Origin of the sequence: Psychroflexus sp. ALD_RP9, from assembly GCF_017311165.1 — a bacterium.
Lineage (GTDB): Bacteria > Bacteroidota > Bacteroidia > Flavobacteriales > Flavobacteriaceae > Psychroflexus.
This window is the reverse complement of sequence record NZ_CP062973.1, coordinates 650,516-668,624: the sequence shown is the minus strand read 5'-3', so window position 1 is coordinate 668,624 and position 18,109 is coordinate 650,516. Positions and strand designations below refer to the sequence as shown.

Sequence of the window (18,109 nt, the reverse complement as noted above, 5' to 3'; positions counted from 1 at the left end):
TTTGTTTTATTTTTAGAGTTATATTAATTATACAATTGCTAATATATCGTCTTCGCGCATGATTAGGTAATCTTCACCATCATGTTTTAATTCTGTTCCGGCATACTTACCATAGAGAACAATATCACCTTCCTTTACCGTCATTTCATGGTCTTTTTTGCCTTTACCTACGGCTACCACTTTACCGCGTTGTGGTTTTTCTTTAGCGGTTTCTGGAATAATAATTCCTGAAGCTGTTTTAGTTTCAGCTGCTTGAGGCTCAACAAGCACTCGATCTGCTAAGGGTTTAATGTTTACTGCCATTATTTAAATTTTTTAGTTTAATAATTACGACAATTTTTAAACGAAAATTGTGCCAATTTAAAATTGCTGACATTTAGTAAATAAAAATGCCAGCTTGTCATAAGCTGGCATTTTCTGATTGTTTTCAAAAAAAAAATTATTCTGCTTCTGGTAAATCTAAATCGTTCGTATTTTCTACAGGTTGAGTGGTTGTATTTTCGTCAAGAAGTTTCGAATCACCAACCGATTTGTTGCTTAAAATACTTGAGTTAGCTAATAATATTAGCACTAATAAAAAAGTTGCTAACGCCCACGTGCTTTTGTCTAAAAAATCTGATGTTTGTTTTACGCCACCTACTTGCTGAGAGCCACCACCTCCAAAAGATGAAGATAAACCACCACCTTTAGGGTTTTGCACCATTACAACAACGATTAATAAAAAAGCGACGATAACGATTAGGATTAAAAATATTGAAAATGTACTCATTATATGTTATTTTCTTTTAGTTGCTTAATTTCATTTATTCGATTTGCAAATAAACTACTTTTTTCGGGATTTTTCAAAATTAATATATTAAATGCTTGAATTGCTTTGTCATATCGCTTTTGTTCTAAATAAACATTTGCCAATGTCTCGGTCATCATTTCAGAAGGACTTGATTTTAATTCGATTTTTCTTTCAAGATTTCGATTTGATTTTTCGGGTTTAATTTTTGGATTCTGTTTAATGAAGTTATTAATAATTTCTTGTTGTTTTGCTACTTCATTATCTTCAAACTTAGTTTTTATATTTTTTGGATTGCCATCTTTTTTATTGGTAATAGGCTCAACTTTAAGATAGCTTAGCCATTCATTAAATGAGTGTTTGTCTTGTTTTTCAAATTCTAGGTAATTCTTTTTTTCAAATAAGTTTGGGTTTTCAATGGTTTCGGCTTCTTGTTTTGATAACCCTAAAGTTTTTTCTAACTCGCTTAATTCTTCGAGTTTTTGTTGATTTTGATTAATGAGGTCTACTGTTTTTTGTTGTTTGAATTCAGTTGAGGTAATAAAGTCAAATAAAACTTTTCTGTTAGTTGTTCTGGTGGCTGTTTTTCTTAGAAATTGATTGAATCTGAAGCTGTTTGTGTTGGCGAGATATTTCAATTTTAATGCATATAGTGCCTGAAAATAAGGATAAACTTCAATCGCTTCATTTAAGATTTCTTCATCAGATGGATTAATTTCGTTTGGAAATTTTAGAATATGTTGAAGCCTGCTTAAATTCATTTTACCAATTGGTTAATGATTCGTTGAAAATATCTTGGCAGATTCGGGTAAAGATTTCTTCGTGTGCTTCATCTCTTACAGCACCAACTAATTGCTGATTGGCATCAAAATCGAAATAAAATGAAAAACTTTTTTCAAAATCTTTTTCAGGCTCTAGTGTATTAAAGTATCTCACATTTACAGCGATAGTTAAACGGTTTTGTGCAGCTCTATCATTTGAAGTTGCTGTCATAGGTGATACATCGTAACGTGTAATTTCACCTTCGTAGATTAAATCTCCGTTTTGATTTACCAAACTCAAACTCGTTTGGTTTTGAATTAATTCTTGTAATGCTAGTGTGAAATCGCGGTCAACACCAGGCTCTATTAATCGAGCATTGTTTTGAAAATAATTAACTTGAAATGTTTCTGCGTTACCTGTGTCAGCCCCTGTGAAAGAGTAAATTCCGCAGCTTACTAATAGTATGCTTAAAAGCCCAAAAATGGTGTACTTAAACTTCATTATAAGTTGTATTGTTTAATTTTTCTGTAAAGTGTTCGCTCGCTAATTCCCAGCTCGTCTGCTGCAGGCTTTCTCTTACCTTGGTTGCGTTCAAGTGATTTTTTAATAAGTTCGACCTCTTTTTCGTGTAAAGATAGTGTTTCTTCTTCTTCAACTTCTTCAGCAAAATCGTAAGGGTCATTTTTAGGTTTTTCAATTTTACTTCTTTCAGGAATTTGAAGTATTTCTAATTTGTCTTGAGTTGAAGTTTTTGAAAACTCTCTTTCATCATCACCATATATTTTGTTGATTAGGCCTTCATTTTCTTCTTTAACATGTTCTAGGTTTCCCTTGTTCATCAATTCTAAAGTAAGTTCTTTCAAATCATTTAAATCACTTTTCATGTCGAAGAGTACTTTATATAAAATTTCTCTTTCATTACTGAAGTCACCTTTATCGCTAGATGATTTTTCATTAACTACCGAAGGTAAGTTAGAGGAATACTTTGGGAGATAATTTAATAAGGTTTGGGCCGAAATTTCTCGCTTAGTTTCTAATACTGAAATTTGTTCAGCAACATTTTTTAATTGTCTAATATTTCCAGGCCAGCGGCAATTATTGAGTTGTTTTACAGCCTCATCATCTAATCTAACGGTTGGCATTTTATACTTCATTGCAAAATCTGAGGCAAACTTTCTAAACAGTAAATGTATATCACCGTCTCGATCACGCAGCGGTGGTAAGTTAATTTCAATGGTAGATAAGCGATAATAAAGATCTTCTCTAAATTTGTCTTTTTTAATGGCATCAAACATATTAACGTTTGTAGCGGCTACAATTCTTACATTGGTTTTTTGAACTTGTGATGACCCTACTTTAATATATTCACCATTTTCTAAAACCCTTAAAAGTCTGACTTGTGTTGTTAAGGGTAGTTCGCCAACTTCGTCTAAAAAAATGGTACCACCATCGGCTTCTTGAAAGTAACCATCACGGGATTGAGTTGCACCTGTAAATGCCCCTTTTTCATGCCCAAATAGTTCGCTGTCTATGGTGCCTTCAGGAATTGCACCACAGTTAACGGCGATATATTTAGCGTGTTTACGATGAGATAAGGCATGAATAATTTTAGGTAGACTTTCTTTACCAACACCTGATTCTCCTGTTACAAGGACCGAAATATCTGTGGGCGCAACTCTAATTGACTTTTCAATTGCTCGATTTAAGCCAGGATCGTTTCCTATAATCTCAAAACGCTGTTTAATTGCTTGGGTAGATTCCATTTTTACTTATTAAGATTGTAATTCGCCATAACCAACTGCCTCGCCAATCAATGTGGCACTCGTACAGTCAATTATTTTTACGTTAACATAATCACCAATTTGATAATTTTCTTTTGGAAAAACAACTGTTGTATTTTGAGAGTTTCTGCCGCTCCAGTGCACATCAGATTTTTTAGATTCTTTTTCAATAAGCACTTCTTCAACTTTACCTAAATGTTGTTTTGTGCGATAAAGTGAATGCTCTTGTTGTAAAGCTATAATTTCTTGAAGCCGTCTCTTTTTAACATCTGCTGGTACGTCGTCTTCCATTTTACGTCCAGCTAAAGTTCCAGGTCTTTCAGAATAGGCAAACATAAAACCGAAATCATATTTCACATAATTCATTAAAGATAAAGTGTCTTTATGGTCATCTTCAGTTTCTGTTGGGAACCCAGCAATCATATCTTGTGAAATACCACAGTCAGGAATTATTTTTCGAATATTATCGATGAGCTTAAAATATTCTTTTCTAGTGTGAAGGCGATTCATGGCTTTAAGAATTCGGTCGCTTCCACTTTGAACAGGTAAATGAATATAATTACAAATATTACGGTATTTACTCATGACTTCAATAACATCAAGCGTCATATCTTGTGGGTTAGAAGTAGAAAACCGGATTCGCATTTTAGGTTGAGCTTTGGCTACTAATTCTAGTAAACCAGAAAATTTTACTGCAGTTGCTTTTTGAATTTCGGAAGCATTTTCAAAATCTTTTTTAAGTCCGCCGCCGTACCATAAGTAACTATCTACATTTTGCCCGAGTAATGTAATTTCTTTAAAACCTTTATCCCATAAATCATTAACTTCGTCTAAAATGCTTTTAGGGTCACGACTTCGTTCTCTTCCTCGTGTAAATGGTACTACACAAAAGGTACACATATTATCACAGCCTCTTGTAATTGAAACAAATGCTGAAACGCCATTGCTTTGAAGTCTTACGGGTGAAATATCACCATAAGTTTCTTCTTTAGACAAAATAACATTCATTGCATTTTTACCATCTTCAACCTCTTGGAGTAAATTAGGGATGTCTTTATACGCATCTGGCCCCACAACAAGGTCTACTATTTTTTCTTCTTCTAAAAATTTACTCTTCAAGCGTTCAGCCATACAACCTAAAACACCAACTTTCATGTTCGGTTGGTCACGTTTTACAGCATTAAATTTTTCAAGTCGTTTTCTAACAGTTTGTTCTGCCTTATCACGAATTGAGCATGTGTTTACCAAAACTAAATCAGCTTCGGCAAGTTGATTAGTTGTATTATAACCATTATCATGTAGGATAGAAGCTACAATTTCGCTGTCGCTAAAATTCATCTGGCAACCGTAGCTTTCTATATATAATTTTTTTGTGTTGTTAATATTTTGAGCATTAACAATGCTTGAACCTTGTTTTGCTTCGTCTATGACTTTATCCATAACCGCATTCAATTTTGCACAAAGATACATGTAATAAAAAAACTGACAAAGTGTCATTTTCGTAATTTTAGTTAATCTGAATTGATGCGGTAATGAATTGAGTTAAGAGTGCTAAAATTCAGTTTAGTGTTTATTTTGAATTGAAATCAAAAAAATCGCATACTTTTGTAACAGAAATTTTCAAATTCATGGCAAAAAATCTCGTAATAGTTGAGTCTCCCGCAAAGGCAAAAACCATCGAAAAGTTTTTAGGAAACGATTATAAAGTAGAATCTAGTTTTGGGCATATTGCAGACTTACCTTCAAAAGAATTAGGTGTAGATGTTGATGGCGATTTTAAGCCAAAATATGTTGTTAATAGCGACAAGAAAGATGTGGTTAAAAAGTTGGCTAAACTTGCTAAATCTTCTGAAGTGGTTTGGTTAGCAAGTGATGAAGACCGAGAAGGTGAAGCAATAGCTTGGCATCTCGCCGAAGAGTTAAATCTTGATAAATCGAAAACTAAACGTATTGTTTTTTCTGAAATCACCAAATCTGCAATTCAACGTGCCATTGAAAATCCGCGTGAAATCGATTATAATTTGGTTGATGCCCAACAAGCTCGACGTGTGTTAGACCGTTTAGTAGGCTACGAGCTTTCGCCAGTTTTATGGCGAAAAGTTAAAGGTGGTTTGTCTGCCGGTAGAGTGCAATCGGTTTCTGTTCGTTTAATTGTTGAGCGTGAACGTGAGATTATGAATTTTACGCCAAAGGCGTCATTTCGTGTTGATGCAGAATTTGCTACCAATACAGGCGGTAAATTTAAAGCAAAGCTTCCAAAAAATATTAAAAATCAGGCAGAAGTCGAATCATTTTTAGAAGCACATAAATCGGCTGAATTTAAAGTTGAAGACCTTACAAAAAAGCCAGCTAAAAAATCACCAGCGCCACCATTTACGACATCAACCTTGCAGCAAGAAGCTTCTCGAAAGTTGTATTTTTCAGTTAGCAAGACAATGCAAATTGCTCAGAGACTTTACGAGTCTGGTCATATCACTTATATGAGAACAGATAGCGTTAATCTGTCTAAAGATGCTAAGAAAGGAGCTCAAGCTGAAATTGAAAAAGCTTATGGAAACGAGTTTCATCAAAGTCGAAACTTTAAGGGTAAGTCTAAAGGTGCTCAAGAAGCTCACGAAGCCATAAGGCCAACCAATTTTGCACATCATAGTATTTCAGCAGAGCGAGATCAACAGCGTTTATACGAATTAATTTGGAAACGTGGTATTGCTTCACAAATGAGCGATGCAAAACTAGAACGGACTAATGTGAAAATAGCTTCAAATAAAAGCGATCAACATTTTACTGCTAACGGTGAAATTGTCACTTTTGAAGGTTTCTTGAAAGTTTATTTAGAAGGTAATGATGATGAAGCCGAAGAAAAAGCAGGTCTTTTACCAAAAATGATTAAAGGTGACGTCTTGGATAATCAATATATCAAAGCAACTGAACGTTATACAAGACCACCAGCACGTTACACAGAAGCTTCGCTTGTTAAGAAATTAGAAGAGTTAGGTATTGGAAGACCTTCAACTTATGCGCCAACAATCTCAACAATTCAAAATAGAAAATATATAGAAAAAGGATCAGTTGAAGGTAAAGAACGTAAATACATTCAACTAACATTAAAAAATGACGAGCTCAAAAAACATCAGCTCACCGAAATGGTTGGTAGCGATAAGGGTAAATTAGTGCCAACAGATGTTGGTATGGTAGTTAATGACTTTTTGGTAAATCACTTCAGTAGTATTGTTGATTATAATTTTACAGCCAAACTAGAGCAAGATTTCGATGAAGTTGCTGACGGAAATGCTAAATGGACAGCCATTATGAGCGATTTTTACAAAAATTTTCATCCAATAGTTGAAGATGTTGCCAAAAATGCTGAACGCGAAGTTGGTGAACGTGTATTAGGTAAAGATCCTAAAACTGGCAAACCTTTAAGCGCTCGTTTAGGGAAATTTGGTCCGATGGTTCAAATAGGAAGTGTAGAAGATGACGAAAAGCCTCAATTTGCTAGTTTGAAGCCTAATCAATCTTTAAGTTCAATCACTTACGAAGAAGCTTTAGAATTATTTAAACTGCCAAAAGAGATTGGAGAATACGAAGGAGAAAAAATGGAAACTAACGTAGGGAGATATGGGCCTTACTTACGTTATGGTAAAAAGTTTATTTCATTAGATAAAGGTGAAGATCCGTTAGACGTAGATTATGATCGCGCAATTGAATTAATTAAAGCCAAAGAAAAGGCTGATGCTCCGATTTATCACTACAAAGATAAAGGTGTTCAAAAAGGTGTTGGGCGTTTTGGGCCTTATTTGAAATGGGATGGTATGTTTATTAATGTTAATAAAAAATACGATTTCGATAATTTGTCTAATGAAGATATTGAAGAGTTAATTGAAGATAAACTTAAAAAAGAACGTGAAAAGCTAATTCATCATTGGGAAGATGAAGGGATAAAGCTTGAAAAAGCACGTTGGGGAAGATTTAAATTATCTAAAGGCAAAACAAAAGTAGAGCTTCCTAAAACAACTGAAGCTGAAGAGATGTCCTTAGATGAGGCAAAAGCTATTTTAGAGAAAAATACAAAAAAGCCAAAAGGTAAAGCCAAGAAAAAATCAAAGTCTAAATCAAAGTCAAAATCTAAAGTTCAAAGCGCAAAGTCTAAATCAAAAAAATAAATGAATTTAGAATTCTTACAGGTTGTCTCAGAAGACTTTAAACTTCAATTTAAGTCTACTGCAACAACGCACATTTTTCATCAAGTTAAATTCTATAATCACGATGAGGAAATTGAATTAAGTGATTATGATATTGCAATTATTAGCGTTGATGAAAATAGAAATAGCATAAAATCTAAATGTTATCGTGTAGATCATGAACAGATAAGATATGATTTTTACAGTTTAAATCCAGGGTCTTGGAGTAGTAAAATTATAGATTTGGGGCATATAAAAAAAGGCGAGACTGTTAACGATACTTTTTTTCTTATTAAATCTGTAATATCTGAGTTGTTAAAAGCTAAATTAGTACCCTTAATAATTGGAGGTAGCCAAGATATTGTTTATCCAATTTATAGAGCTTTTGATGGTTTTCAATATATGATAAATGTTACTAATGTTGATGCTAAATTTGATTTAGGAAGTTCAGAAGAAGATTTTTCAAACCATTCTTTTGTTGGTAAAATTATCGTTGATGAGCCCTACAATTTGTTTAATTATTCCAATTTAGGGTATTTGACATTTCATAATGCACAACACGAAATTGATTTAATGGAGAAGCTATTTTTTGAGGCTTATAGATTTGGTGAAATTAATAGAGACATCACAATTGTTGAACCTGTATTAAGAGATTCTGATTTAGTAAGTTTAGATTTTAGCTCGGTAAGTTCGTCTACATTGGCCGATGCTACCCATTTTATGCCAAACGGTTTTGATGGAATGCAAATGTGCACAATTGCAAGGTACTCGGGATTGAGTGATCGTGTAAAATGTTTTCATCTAGGTGAGCTAGGTTCTGTAAATTCAACCCCTAATTTTAATCATCTCCTTGTGCAAGTGATATGGTATTTTATAGAAGGATTTAATTTAAAGTCTTCAGAAAATATCTCAACTAATAATAAAAACATAATTAGTTACAAGGTTCCAATAGATTTTAAAAATGATGATTATTTAGAGTTCTTACATAGTAAGCGTTCTAATAAATGGTGGATTAAAGCCTCAGATAATTTTTTGCATAATAATAACATTCATTTTACGTTTATATCATGTTGCGAACAAGATTATAAAGATGCTTGCGCAGGGAAAATACCTCAACGCTGGTGTAATGCCAAACTCAAAGGGTATTTTTGATTAATTTTACTTATTTTAAGCTATTATTAAGAAAATTATTGTTTTTTTGTAAATTAAATTTTAGGTTTACGGCCTAATTATTAGAAATAATATTAAGAAATGAAAAAAATCGTCCAAATTTTTGTTGTTGCATTGCTTTTAGTAAGTTGTGGTAAAAATGACAAAGGTCAATTAGTTGGAGTAGAAGGTAAGTCTTGGAATCCTGAAAAACCGTACGGAATGGTTCTAGTAGAAGGAGGTGCATTTATAATGGGTAAGGCAGATTACGATATTGCAGGCCTAAAAAACGCACCAACTAAAACAGTTACTGTTCCATCTTTTTACATGGATGAAACCGAAATCACTAATGCTGAGTATAGACAGTTTGTGTTTTATGTTAGAGATTCTGTTGTAAGACAAAGTCTTGCTGAAATGGCTTTAACAGCTGGTGGAGGTCAAGGAGCTCAAGGTGGTGGAAATTCTGGTTCTATTCAAGATTTTGCATTTAAAAACGCACAAGTGCAAAACGGTGGAGGAAACAATCAACAAAACCAAACTCCATACGAACAATATTCAACTTTGTATGATCCAACTGATAAACAGTTAAACTGGGATATTGATATTATTTGGAAGCCTTCTGAATATCCTGATCAAGATTATGTGATGGTGATGGATGAATTCTTTTTGCCTTCCGATCAGTCTTATAACGGAGAGCGTATGAAAGACGTCACCAAGTTTAAGTATAGTTATAAAGAGATGGATATTGAAGCTGCAGCAAGAGCTAAAGGTGACCGCACAAACTTTATAGAAGAGCACGTTGTAGAAGTGTACCCTGATACCACAGTTTGGATAAAAGACTTCTCTTACTCATACAATGAGCCAATGCATAATGATTATTTTCAACATGCTGCTTTTAGTAATTATCCAGTAGTTGGTGTTAATTGGCATCAAGCTAAGGCATTCTCAGATTGGAGAACGCAATACTTACGTAATTACAAAAAGAATAAAGGTCGTAAAAACGAATCTTCAAGAGTTCAGTCATTCAGATTACCTTCTGAAGCTGAATGGGAGTATGCTGCGCGTGGTGGTTTAGAGGCTGCAACTTATCCTTGGGGTGGTCCTTACACTAAAGATGATCGTGCTTGCTTTTTGGCCAATTTTAAACCTTTAAGAGGTGATTATGCTGCTGATGAAGCGCTTTACACTGTAGAAGCAGATGCGTATGATCCAAACGGTTTCGGGCTGTATAATATGTCCGGTAACGTTGCAGAATGGGTTAATACTTCATATAATGCAAATTCTTACGAGTATATGTCAAGTATGAGTCCTAACGTTAATAATAAAAACAATAAAAGGAAGGTAATTCGAGGTGGCTCATGGAAAGATGTTAGTTATTATTTACAGGTTAGTACAAGAGACTTCGAGTATGCTGATACTGCTAGAAGCTATATAGGTTTTAGAAATGTACAAAATTACTTAGGCAATTCTTTAAACTTGAATAGAAGATAAAATATCAAACAAAAAATCAACAATCAATAAACAACTAAATTAAATTAATTATTATGGCTAAGTCAAACAAAGGAAAGAAAATAATGAATATGGTTTACGGTCTAGGTGCCGCAATCGTAATTATTGGTGCATTATTTAAAATTCAGCACATTGAAATAGGACCTTTAACTGGAGGATTAATGTTAACTATAGGACTTGTAACAGAAGCGCTTGTTTTTACTGTTTCTGCTTTCGAGCCAGTTGATAGTGATTTAGATTGGTCAAAAGTTTACCCTGAATTAGCAGGAGGTGAGTCAACTTCTAAAAAGGCTAAAAAAGAAGAGAAAGATGAAAGTGGCATGCTATCTAAAAAATTAGATGATATGTTGAAAGAAGCAAAAATTGATTCTAAGCTGATGGAGAGTTTAGGTGAAAGCATCAAAAACTTTGAAGGTGCTGCTAAAGGTATCGCTCCAACTACTGAAGCTATGAATTCTCAAAAGAAATATGGAGAAGAGTTAACTATGGCTGCTGCACAAATGGAATCTTTAAACAGTCTTTATAAAGTCCAAGTTGAATCTGCTTCAAAACAAGCTGAAATCAACCAGGCTGTTGCAGATAATGCTGGAAAATTAAAAGAACAAATGGAATCATTAACTGCCAACCTTAACTCACTCAATAGTGTTTATGGTGGTATGTTAACTGCTATGAGACCTAAAGCCTAATTGTATAAATTACACAAAATTAAGATATAAATTATGGCAGGAGGAAAAGAAACACCAAGGCAACGGATGATTAACTTAATGTATTTAGTGTTTATCGCTATGTTAGCACTAAATATGTCTAAAGAAGTATTATCTGCTTTTGGTTCAATAAACGAAACACTAGAAGAGTCAAATGTTAAGTTTGAGACTAAAAATCAGGCGGCTCTTAGTGGTTTAGCGGTTAAAGCAAGTGAGTCACCAGAACAATTTGCTGAAGTAAAACAAAAAGCTGATCAAGTTACAGCTGCTACTACTGAACTTTATAATTACTTTGCTGAAATTAAAGAAGGTATGTATGGATCAGTTGAAGATCCTACCGATTACGAAACTATGGATAAGTCTTCTTATGTAAATGAACTTTTTGTAAAAGGCGAAAAATTAAAGCCAGAAGGCGAACAGTTTCTTGCAAATATGAGAGCTTATAAAGATAAAATGAATAGTGTTTTAGGTGAAAACCCAAAATACGCCAGTTTCTTAGAATCTATTAACTCTCAGTTTAGTGCAGATCCTGTGATGCCTAAAGATGCGCCAGAAGCAGCAACACCTCAAAACTATATTCGTCATCATTATGTTGGCTTTCCATTAATTTCAGCTATTACTAAAATTACAGCCTTACAAAATGAGTTGAAAGTTTTAGAGAATGAAATTTTATCAACAATGCTTTCAGGTCAATTAACACAAATCGCTTCGATGGATAACTACTCTACTTTGTTACAAACATCTAGAGGTGCCTATTATCAGGGTAACACATTCGATGGTGCAATTGTTCTTGGTCGAACTGATAATTCAACTGTGCCAAATAAAGTTGATTTAAAGCTTGACGGAAGACCTCTTACACAAGGTGAAGATTTTACTTTAGAAGGTGGTCAAGTTAAATTAAATGTAAATGCTGGTAATGCTGGTGATCATACGATTGAGGGTAAATTGATTTTTAATCAAGATGGTAAGGAAATTGAAGTTCCTGTCAGCCAGTCATATTCAGTAATCCCTAAGCCAAATCAAGCTATTGTATCAGCAGATAAAATGAATGTTGTTTATCGTGGTATTGAAAATCCAATTACGGTTTCTATGCCTGGTGTTCCTGGAAATAAAGTTAATGCTTCAGCACCTGGTATGAAACGCGTTAAAGGTTCTCAATATGTCGTTAGACCAACAACTGGTACTAAATTAAAAATTAATGTAACTGGTGAAATTGAAGGTGAGAAAATTACTTCTTCAAGTACATTTAGAATCAAGGACTTACCAAGACCTACACCAACTGTAAGAGACCAAATACAAGAAGGTGGAGCTATTAAAATGCCTCGAAATGCTCTTAAGATTTCGCCTATCGGAGCAACTTTTGAGAACTTCGATTTTGATATTACACCTGTAGTTAAACGTTTTACAATTAGTGTTCCTGGTCAACCAGCTGTTGTCGTGAATGGTAATATGTTAAACGCTAGAGCTAAAGAATTATTAGATTTAGCTAGAACAGGAGATATTATACAGATATTTGATGTTAAAGCTGATGTTCCAGGTGTGAATGTTAAAAACATGCCTGCGTTATTAGTGCAACTCACAAACTAATTAAAATATTATAATGAAATTAAAAGTCAATTTAATCGGATTATCTTTTATGTTGTTTTCAGCAACAGTACTCGCTCAGTCAAACATCTTGAATGCTGAAAAGCCATCTGAAATTGAGGATTTAGCGGTACAACAAAAAAGATTTGATGATGATAAACCCTTACCTTACGGTTATGTAGGAGATAGAGATATATTATGGTCTAAAGTTGTTTGGGAACGAATTGATCTTAATCAAAAAATTAATTTTCCATTATTATATCCAACCCAAGATAACTCTGTAAGTAACAACAGAAAATCTCTCTTTGCGACACTAGTTGAGGCTATTGAGAAAGGAGCTAATAATCCTAATGATTCTCTTGCCATTACAGAAGTCTATGCTTCGAGTTATTTCAATAAGAAGCGTGATTTTAAAGAAATTCAAGATGCTACTAAAGCCATATTTTTACCAAACGCTGCATTAAGTATCTTAGGTCAGTATGGTATTACTGGTACAGAAGCTGTTGAAACTTTTAAAACACGTTCTCTTGCTGGTGAACTAGAAAACTATCCAGAGTTATACTCACAAGAATTGATTACTAAAATGAAGCCTTACCTTGTTGCAACTGAAATTACAGCTGCAGATATCAAAGAATATTTTATCAAAGGTATGTGGTATTTCGATAAACGACAGGGCGAAATGAAATATCGTTTATTAGGTATTGCGCCTGCTGGCTATGACATTCAAACGCAAAACCCAACATATAGTGGTGAACCACAAATTATACCTTATTTTTGGGTTTGGTTCTCTGATGCTAGACAGGTTTTACACACTTCTAAGGTGCTGAACCCTCAAAATAGCGCTATGCCAATTAGTTTCGATCATTTACTAAACTCTAGACGTTTTAATTCTTTTATCTACAAAACTGAAAATGTTTATGAAGATAGAAAGGTTTCAGACTATATTGATGATAATGCTCAAATGCAGTTGCTAGAAGCACGAAGATTAAAAGAAGAAATTAGAAATTTCGAATTGGATATGTGGAATTATTAATTCTACAACTTAAATCAATATATTAGCCTTTACTTTTGTAAAGGCTTTTTTTATGACTCATAAAGATGTTTTAATCATTGGTTTTGGCATAGCGGGTGCATCTATTGCACATCGATTAAACCGATATGGTAAAAGTTTCGATATTGTATCAAATAACTCTCAACAGGCTACTCGTGTCGCCGGTGGTGTGCTTAATCCAATTGTGTTAAAACGCTATAAAAAGGCTTGGAAAGCAAATGAGTTTTATTCTTCTGCTGTTAAATTTTATGCTGATATTGAATCTAAACTTGACACTTCTTTTATTAAGCAGCCTAATTTGTTTAAATTGCTTCAAACACCTCAAGATTGTAACGATTTTATTTCAGCTACAGAACAGCCTTATATTTCTAATTTTCTTACTGGAATTAAACCACCTTCTCACTCAGTTTTGTCAACTTCAGTCATTAAGCTTGGCGAAGTTAATCATATATACACGCTTGATTTAAACACTTTTTTAGATGGATCTATTTCGTATTTTAATGATTCATTCTACTCTAATGATTTTAACTATAATAATTTAAAGGTTGAAGATTCATTAATTTCATATCAGTCCAAATCTTATCAGTACGTTATTTTTTGCGAGGGTTATGGCGTGAATCACAATCCTTATTTTAATTATTTACCTATTTACGGTAACAAAGGTGAATATCTCATTATTCATTCTAAAGAACTTAATTCCAATCATAGTATTTACAAATCAAAGTTCTTTTTAATTCCACTTGGTAAACATTTATATAAGTTTGGGGCTAATTATCAACGCCATGATCTCAATAATGAACCAACAGAAGCGACGAGACACGAATTGTCTAAGGCTTTTGAAAAGATGTTTTCTGTAAATTATGAAATAGTTAGTCAGTTAGCAGGGATTCGGCCTACTGTAAAAGATAGAAGGCCAATTTTGGGTCGTCATCCAAAGCATTCTCAACTTTTAATATTTAATGGTAACGGAAGTCGTGGCGTTCTAGCCTCACCATATTTGTCTAAAAATTTGGTACAACATATTTTTAATAATCAACCAATTTTAGAAGAAGTTGATGTTATGCGCTATGACGTTTAGTTTTTGACTTGTTGTAATTAAAAAAGAAATTAATCCAGATATTACGAGAAAGCCTCATAATTACCGGCATTAATAAAACTAGTACCACAATTATAGATACAAATGAGCTTAATAGACTCAAACCTATAAAAAAGTGTGCTATAATAAAAGTTGCCACAGCAAATGCAACACCTAAGCCGTAACTCACATACATTGCGCCATAAAAAAATGAAGGTTCAATTTTATATTTTGTATCACAATTAGAGCAGCGTTCATGCATGTCATAAATAGTTTTTAGCTTGTAAGGATTAGATTCCTTATACATGCTTTCTTCATGACAAACTGGGCAAGTACCTGTAAAAATACTGTATAATTTAGTGCCTTTTAACATTCTTGGATTTTGTTTAGTATTGCATTGCAAAAATACCAATATTTGCACAAATTAAGTGTAATAAATGCTACATATAAATAAACTATCGGTCTCCTTCGGAGGAACTTATTTATTTAATAATATCAGCTTTAAGTTAAGCGCAGGAAATAGGTTAGGGTTAATTGGTAAAAATGGTGCTGGAAAATCAACTTTGCTTAAAATATTAGCAGGTGACTTAACAGATTTTGAAGGTGAAATTGCCAAAGAAAAAAATATTAACATTGGCTTTCTAAGACAAGATATAGATTTTGAAGAAGGTCGAACTGTTTTAGAAGAAGCTTATCAAGCTTTTAGCAGTATTGTTGAAATCGAATCTAAACTCGATGAAATTAATACGCAACTCGCTGAACGTACTGATTACGAAAGTGAATCTTATAACCAGTTAATGATTGATCTTAACGAGTATCAGCATCAATATGAAATTTTAGGAGGTTATAACTACCAAGGTGAAACAGAACGCGTTTTAAAGGGTTTAGGCTTTACAGCTGAAGACTTTAACGCTAAAACAGATACTTTTTCGGGCGGTTGGCGGATGCGTATAGAACTTGCCAAGTTATTGTTGCAAAATAACGACATTCTCTTACTCGATGAGCCAACTAATCACCTAGATATAGAAAGTATCATGTGGATAGAGAGTTTTTTAGTTTCTTTTTCAGGCTGTGTAGTTATTGTTTCTCACGATACCATGTTTTTAGATAATGTAACTAACCGCACGATAGAAATCTCACTCGGTAAAATCTACGATTATAACAAACCCTATTCAGCCTTTAAAGAGTTACGTAAGACAATTCAAGAACAACAACTTGCAGCACAAAAAAATCAACAAAAAGAAATTAAGCAAACCGAAAAGTTAATCGATAAGTTTCGTGCTAAAGCCAATAAAGCTTCAATGGCTCAATCGCTTATAAAAAAGTTAGAAAAGACAGATATTATTGAAGTAGACCAAGATGATCAAAGCACCATGTCTGTAAACTTTTCAATTTCAAAAAATCCTGGAAAAGTTGTTGTTGAAGCCGAAAACCTAGCTAAAAACTTTGGAAATCATCAAGTTTTTAGCGATGTTAATTTTACAATAGAACGCAACGCTAAAATTGCTTTTGTAGGGCAAAATGGTCAAGGAAAATCAACCCTTGCAAAAGCCATTGTTGGTGATCTTGATTATGATGGCCAGTTGAAGTTAGGGCACAATGTAGAAATTGGTTATTTTGCTCAAAATCAAGCTGAATATTTAGACCCTAATAAAACAGTTTTAGATACAATGATTGATTCAGCAAATGAATCTAATAGAAGTAAAGTCCGTGATATTTTAGGTGCATTTTTATTTAGAGGTGATGATGTTTCAAAATACGTTAAAGTACTTTCCGGAGGAGAACGTAATCGTTTGGCTTTAGCAAAAATGATTTTAGCACCATTCAATGTCTTAATAATGGATGAACCGACCAACCACCTGGATATTCAATCTAAAAATGTGTTAAAGAAGGCTTTAGCAAATTTTGAAGGTACTTTAATTTTAGTATCGCACGATCGTGATTTTCTTCAAGGCCTAGCCGATACAGTATATGAGTTTAGAAACCACAAGGTAAAAGAATTTTTAGGTGATATAAATGATTATCTAAAATCAAGAGCGCTTGAAAATATGCGTCAAGTCGAGCAAAAAACTGAAGAAAAAACAGCAGTGAAATCTAAAAATTCGCCTGCTAAAGATTACGAAATTCAAAAAAAGTATAAAAAGTTATCAAACAAATTAAGTTCAATTGAGTCTAACATCACAAAATTAGAAAAGGAGATTGCTGTTATTGATCAACAAATGGCTAATAATTACGATGAAACAGTAAGTCAACCTGATTTTTTTAATAATTACAAATCCTTAAAATCAGATTTAGAAAAGCAAATGGAGCATTGGGAAAAAGTTCAAATTCAGTTAGATGATATTAAATAATTGTGAATGTATTAACCAACTATACTTTACTAATCTGCTAATTTTACCGCCAAATTAATAGTATATCGATGAGAAAAACAATATTAATTGTACTTGGAATTATTATTATAGCCGGTTCAGTTTTCGGGGCTATTTACATTGTAAAGAGCAATAAAAAAACAGTCGGACCTAATAAAACTATCGCTAAGCCAATCGCAGTAAAAACAGTTAAAAACTCTACAATCCCAGTTATTGTTAAAACAAACGGACAAGTTACAGCTTTAAATAAATTTGAGTTGTTTAGTGAAGTGCAAGGAATTTTTGAACAAAGCGACAAGTTATTTAGACCAGGTCAAGCATTTAAAAAGGGTGAGACTCTAGTTAAGATTAATAACGAAGAATTCGATGCAAACTTAAAATCAACCAAAAGCGATTTTTACAATCTTTTAATTTCAATTCTCCCAGATATCCGATTAGATTATCCAGAACATTTTGAAGAATGGAATACCTACGTCGAAGAATTTTCAGTTCATGAACCACTTCAAGACTTGCCAAAAATTAATACTTCAAATCTTAGATACTTTATTAATGGTCGTGGCGTAATCACTTCATTTTACAATATTAAAAACTTAGAAGTTAGGCTGGCAAAATTTCATCTAAAAGCACCTTTTGATGGTATTTTAACTGAAGCAAGTATTACACCAGGAACTTTAGTTAGACCTGGCCAACGTTTAGGTGAATTTATTAAACCTGGAGAATTTGAATTAGAAGTTGCTTTACAAAAAGCTTTAGTAGATTATGTTGAAATTGGTGATACTGTAAATCTATTTGGTATTGATAAAAAATTTAAGACTAAAGGAAAAATTACTCGTATTAACACTCAAGTCGACGCAAACTCTCAAAGTGTGCAAACATTTATTAGAGTTAACGATACCCAAGTTAAAGAAGGTATGTATTTAGAAGCTGAAATATTTGGACAGCTAGTTAAAAATGCATACAAAATAAGTAGGTCTTTGGTTAGAAACAACGCAGAAGTATTTATCGTTAAAGATTCGGTTTTAGCCCTAAAACCAGTTAAACCTGTTTATTACGACGAAAATACAGCAATTATAAAAGGTCTTGCTAACGGCGATACAATCATGACGTCTAACTTGTCAAGCGCCTATTCAGGGATGTTGATTAAGCTAAAAAAATAG

16 protein-coding genes are annotated in these 18,109 nt (G+C 33.3%); 9 read left to right on the top strand and 7 right to left on the bottom strand.

Features of this window, described 5'->3' with window-relative positions:
- Window positions 1-27 precede the first annotated feature (27 nt).
- The 6 genes from groES to miaB all read right to left on the bottom strand — a co-directional run bounded on the left by groES (window position 28) and on the right by miaB (window position 4,770).
- A complete protein-coding gene (gene groES, locus IMZ30_RS03110; protein WP_073192283.1) occupies window positions 28-303 on the bottom strand; it encodes a co-chaperone GroES in 276 nt (91 codons plus the stop codon).
- A 136-nt stretch (window positions 304-439) separates the two neighbouring features.
- Entirely contained in the window at window positions 440-769 is a 330-nt protein-coding gene (secG, locus tag IMZ30_RS03105) for a preprotein translocase subunit SecG (RefSeq protein ID WP_207039086.1), read from the bottom strand.
- A complete protein-coding gene (locus IMZ30_RS03100; protein WP_207039085.1) occupies window positions 769-1,548 on the bottom strand; it encodes a hypothetical protein in 780 nt (259 codons plus the stop codon). The genes secG and IMZ30_RS03100 overlap by 1 nt, the downstream gene beginning before the upstream one ends.
- 1 nt (window position 1,549) lies before the next feature.
- The gene (locus tag IMZ30_RS03095) at window positions 1,550-2,050 is read right to left on the bottom strand and encodes an LptE family protein (protein WP_207039084.1); all 501 of its coding nucleotides are present in this window, start codon (window positions 2,048-2,050) and stop codon (window positions 1,550-1,552) included.
- Window positions 2,050-3,312 (bottom strand): sigma 54-interacting transcriptional regulator, encoded by a 1,263-nt coding sequence (locus IMZ30_RS03090; protein WP_207039083.1) that lies wholly within the window; start codon window positions 3,310-3,312, stop codon window positions 2,050-2,052. The genes IMZ30_RS03095 and IMZ30_RS03090 overlap by 1 nt, the downstream gene beginning before the upstream one ends.
- Before the next feature lie 9 nt (window positions 3,313-3,321).
- Entirely contained in the window at window positions 3,322-4,770 is a 1,449-nt protein-coding gene (miaB, locus tag IMZ30_RS03085; protein ID WP_207039082.1) for a tRNA (N6-isopentenyl adenosine(37)-C2)-methylthiotransferase MiaB, read from the bottom strand.
- A 188-nt stretch (window positions 4,771-4,958) separates the two neighbouring features.
- Between miaB and topA the strand changes: the two genes are divergently transcribed.
- The 7 genes from topA (at window position 4,959) to IMZ30_RS03050 (ending at window position 14,586) form a co-directional block, all read left to right on the top strand.
- Window positions 4,959-7,493: a type I DNA topoisomerase gene (topA, locus tag IMZ30_RS03080; RefSeq protein WP_207039081.1), complete on the top strand. Its 2,535-nt coding sequence runs from the start codon at window positions 4,959-4,961 to the stop codon at window positions 7,491-7,493.
- The gene (locus IMZ30_RS03075) at window positions 7,494-8,663 is read left to right on the top strand and encodes a formimidoylglutamase (protein ID WP_207039080.1); all 1,170 of its coding nucleotides are present in this window, start codon (window positions 7,494-7,496) and stop codon (window positions 8,661-8,663) included.
- A 99-nt stretch (window positions 8,664-8,762) separates the two neighbouring features.
- The gene (gene gldK, locus IMZ30_RS03070) at window positions 8,763-10,151 is read left to right on the top strand and encodes a gliding motility lipoprotein GldK (RefSeq protein WP_207039079.1); all 1,389 of its coding nucleotides are present in this window, start codon (window positions 8,763-8,765) and stop codon (window positions 10,149-10,151) included.
- Between the two features lie 53 nt (window positions 10,152-10,204).
- Window positions 10,205-10,855: a gliding motility protein GldL gene (gldL, locus tag IMZ30_RS03065; protein WP_207039078.1), complete on the top strand. Its 651-nt coding sequence runs from the start codon at window positions 10,205-10,207 to the stop codon at window positions 10,853-10,855.
- A 33-nt stretch (window positions 10,856-10,888) separates the two neighbouring features.
- Complete coding sequence (gldM, locus tag IMZ30_RS03060) at window positions 10,889-12,460, top strand: gliding motility protein GldM (RefSeq protein WP_207039077.1); 1,572 nt, start codon at window positions 10,889-10,891, stop codon at window positions 12,458-12,460.
- 13 nt (window positions 12,461-12,473) lie between these two features.
- Window positions 12,474-13,490: a gliding motility protein GldN gene (gene gldN, locus IMZ30_RS03055; RefSeq protein ID WP_242529696.1), complete on the top strand. Its 1,017-nt coding sequence runs from the start codon at window positions 12,474-12,476 to the stop codon at window positions 13,488-13,490.
- A 52-nt stretch (window positions 13,491-13,542) separates the two neighbouring features.
- Window positions 13,543-14,586, top strand: a complete 1,044-nt coding sequence (locus tag IMZ30_RS03050) for an NAD(P)/FAD-dependent oxidoreductase (protein WP_207039076.1) — start codon at window positions 13,543-13,545, stop codon at window positions 14,584-14,586.
- Here the strand turns inward: IMZ30_RS03050 and IMZ30_RS03045 are convergent.
- Window positions 14,567-14,956 carry a DUF983 domain-containing protein gene (locus IMZ30_RS03045; RefSeq protein WP_207039075.1) on the bottom strand — a complete coding sequence of 130 codons (390 nt, stop codon included), beginning with the start codon at window positions 14,954-14,956 and terminating at the stop codon, window positions 14,567-14,569. The genes IMZ30_RS03050 and IMZ30_RS03045 overlap by 20 nt on opposite strands.
- Window positions 14,957-15,020: 64 nt before the next feature.
- Between IMZ30_RS03045 and IMZ30_RS03040 the strand changes: the two genes are divergently transcribed.
- Window positions 15,021-16,934: an ABC-F family ATP-binding cassette domain-containing protein gene (locus IMZ30_RS03040; RefSeq protein WP_207039074.1), complete on the top strand. Its 1,914-nt coding sequence runs from the start codon at window positions 15,021-15,023 to the stop codon at window positions 16,932-16,934.
- 68 nt (window positions 16,935-17,002) lie between these two features.
- Complete coding sequence (locus tag IMZ30_RS03035) at window positions 17,003-18,109, top strand: efflux RND transporter periplasmic adaptor subunit (RefSeq protein ID WP_207039073.1); 1,107 nt, start codon at window positions 17,003-17,005, stop codon at window positions 18,107-18,109.

Bases quoted from the DNA above. Each gene is read 5' to 3' on its own strand.
- groES (WP_073192283.1), bottom strand. From the start codon at position 303: ATGGCAGTAAACATTAAACCCTTAGCAGATCGAGTGCTTGTTGAGCCT.
- IMZ30_RS03050 (WP_207039076.1), top strand. From the start codon at position 13,543: ATGACTCATAAAGATGTTTTAATCATTGGTTTTGGCATAGCGGGTGCA.
- IMZ30_RS03045 (WP_207039075.1), bottom strand. From the start codon at position 14,956: ATGTTAAAAGGCACTAAATTATACAGTATTTTTACAGGTACTTGCCCA.
- secG (WP_207039086.1), bottom strand. From the start codon at position 769: ATGAGTACATTTTCAATATTTTTAATCCTAATCGTTATCGTCGCTTTT.
- IMZ30_RS03095 (WP_207039084.1), bottom strand. From the start codon at position 2,050: ATGAAGTTTAAGTACACCATTTTTGGGCTTTTAAGCATACTATTAGTA.
- IMZ30_RS03100 (WP_207039085.1), bottom strand. From the start codon at position 1,548: ATGAATTTAAGCAGGCTTCAACATATTCTAAAATTTCCAAACGAAATT.
- miaB (WP_207039082.1), bottom strand. From the start codon at position 4,770: ATGGATAAAGTCATAGACGAAGCAAAACAAGGTTCAAGCATTGTTAAT.
- IMZ30_RS03075 (WP_207039080.1), top strand. From the start codon at position 7,494: ATGAATTTAGAATTCTTACAGGTTGTCTCAGAAGACTTTAAACTTCAA.
- gldL (WP_207039078.1), top strand. From the start codon at position 10,205: ATGGCTAAGTCAAACAAAGGAAAGAAAATAATGAATATGGTTTACGGT.
- gldM (WP_207039077.1), top strand. From the start codon at position 10,889: ATGGCAGGAGGAAAAGAAACACCAAGGCAACGGATGATTAACTTAATG.
- gldN (WP_242529696.1), top strand. From the start codon at position 12,474: ATGAAATTAAAAGTCAATTTAATCGGATTATCTTTTATGTTGTTTTCA.
- IMZ30_RS03040 (WP_207039074.1), top strand. From the start codon at position 15,021: ATGCTACATATAAATAAACTATCGGTCTCCTTCGGAGGAACTTATTTA.
- IMZ30_RS03035 (WP_207039073.1), top strand. From the start codon at position 17,003: ATGAGAAAAACAATATTAATTGTACTTGGAATTATTATTATAGCCGGT.
- IMZ30_RS03090 (WP_207039083.1), bottom strand. From the start codon at position 3,312: ATGGAATCTACCCAAGCAATTAAACAGCGTTTTGAGATTATAGGAAAC.
- topA (WP_207039081.1), top strand. From the start codon at position 4,959: ATGGCAAAAAATCTCGTAATAGTTGAGTCTCCCGCAAAGGCAAAAACC.
- gldK (WP_207039079.1), top strand. From the start codon at position 8,763: ATGAAAAAAATCGTCCAAATTTTTGTTGTTGCATTGCTTTTAGTAAGT.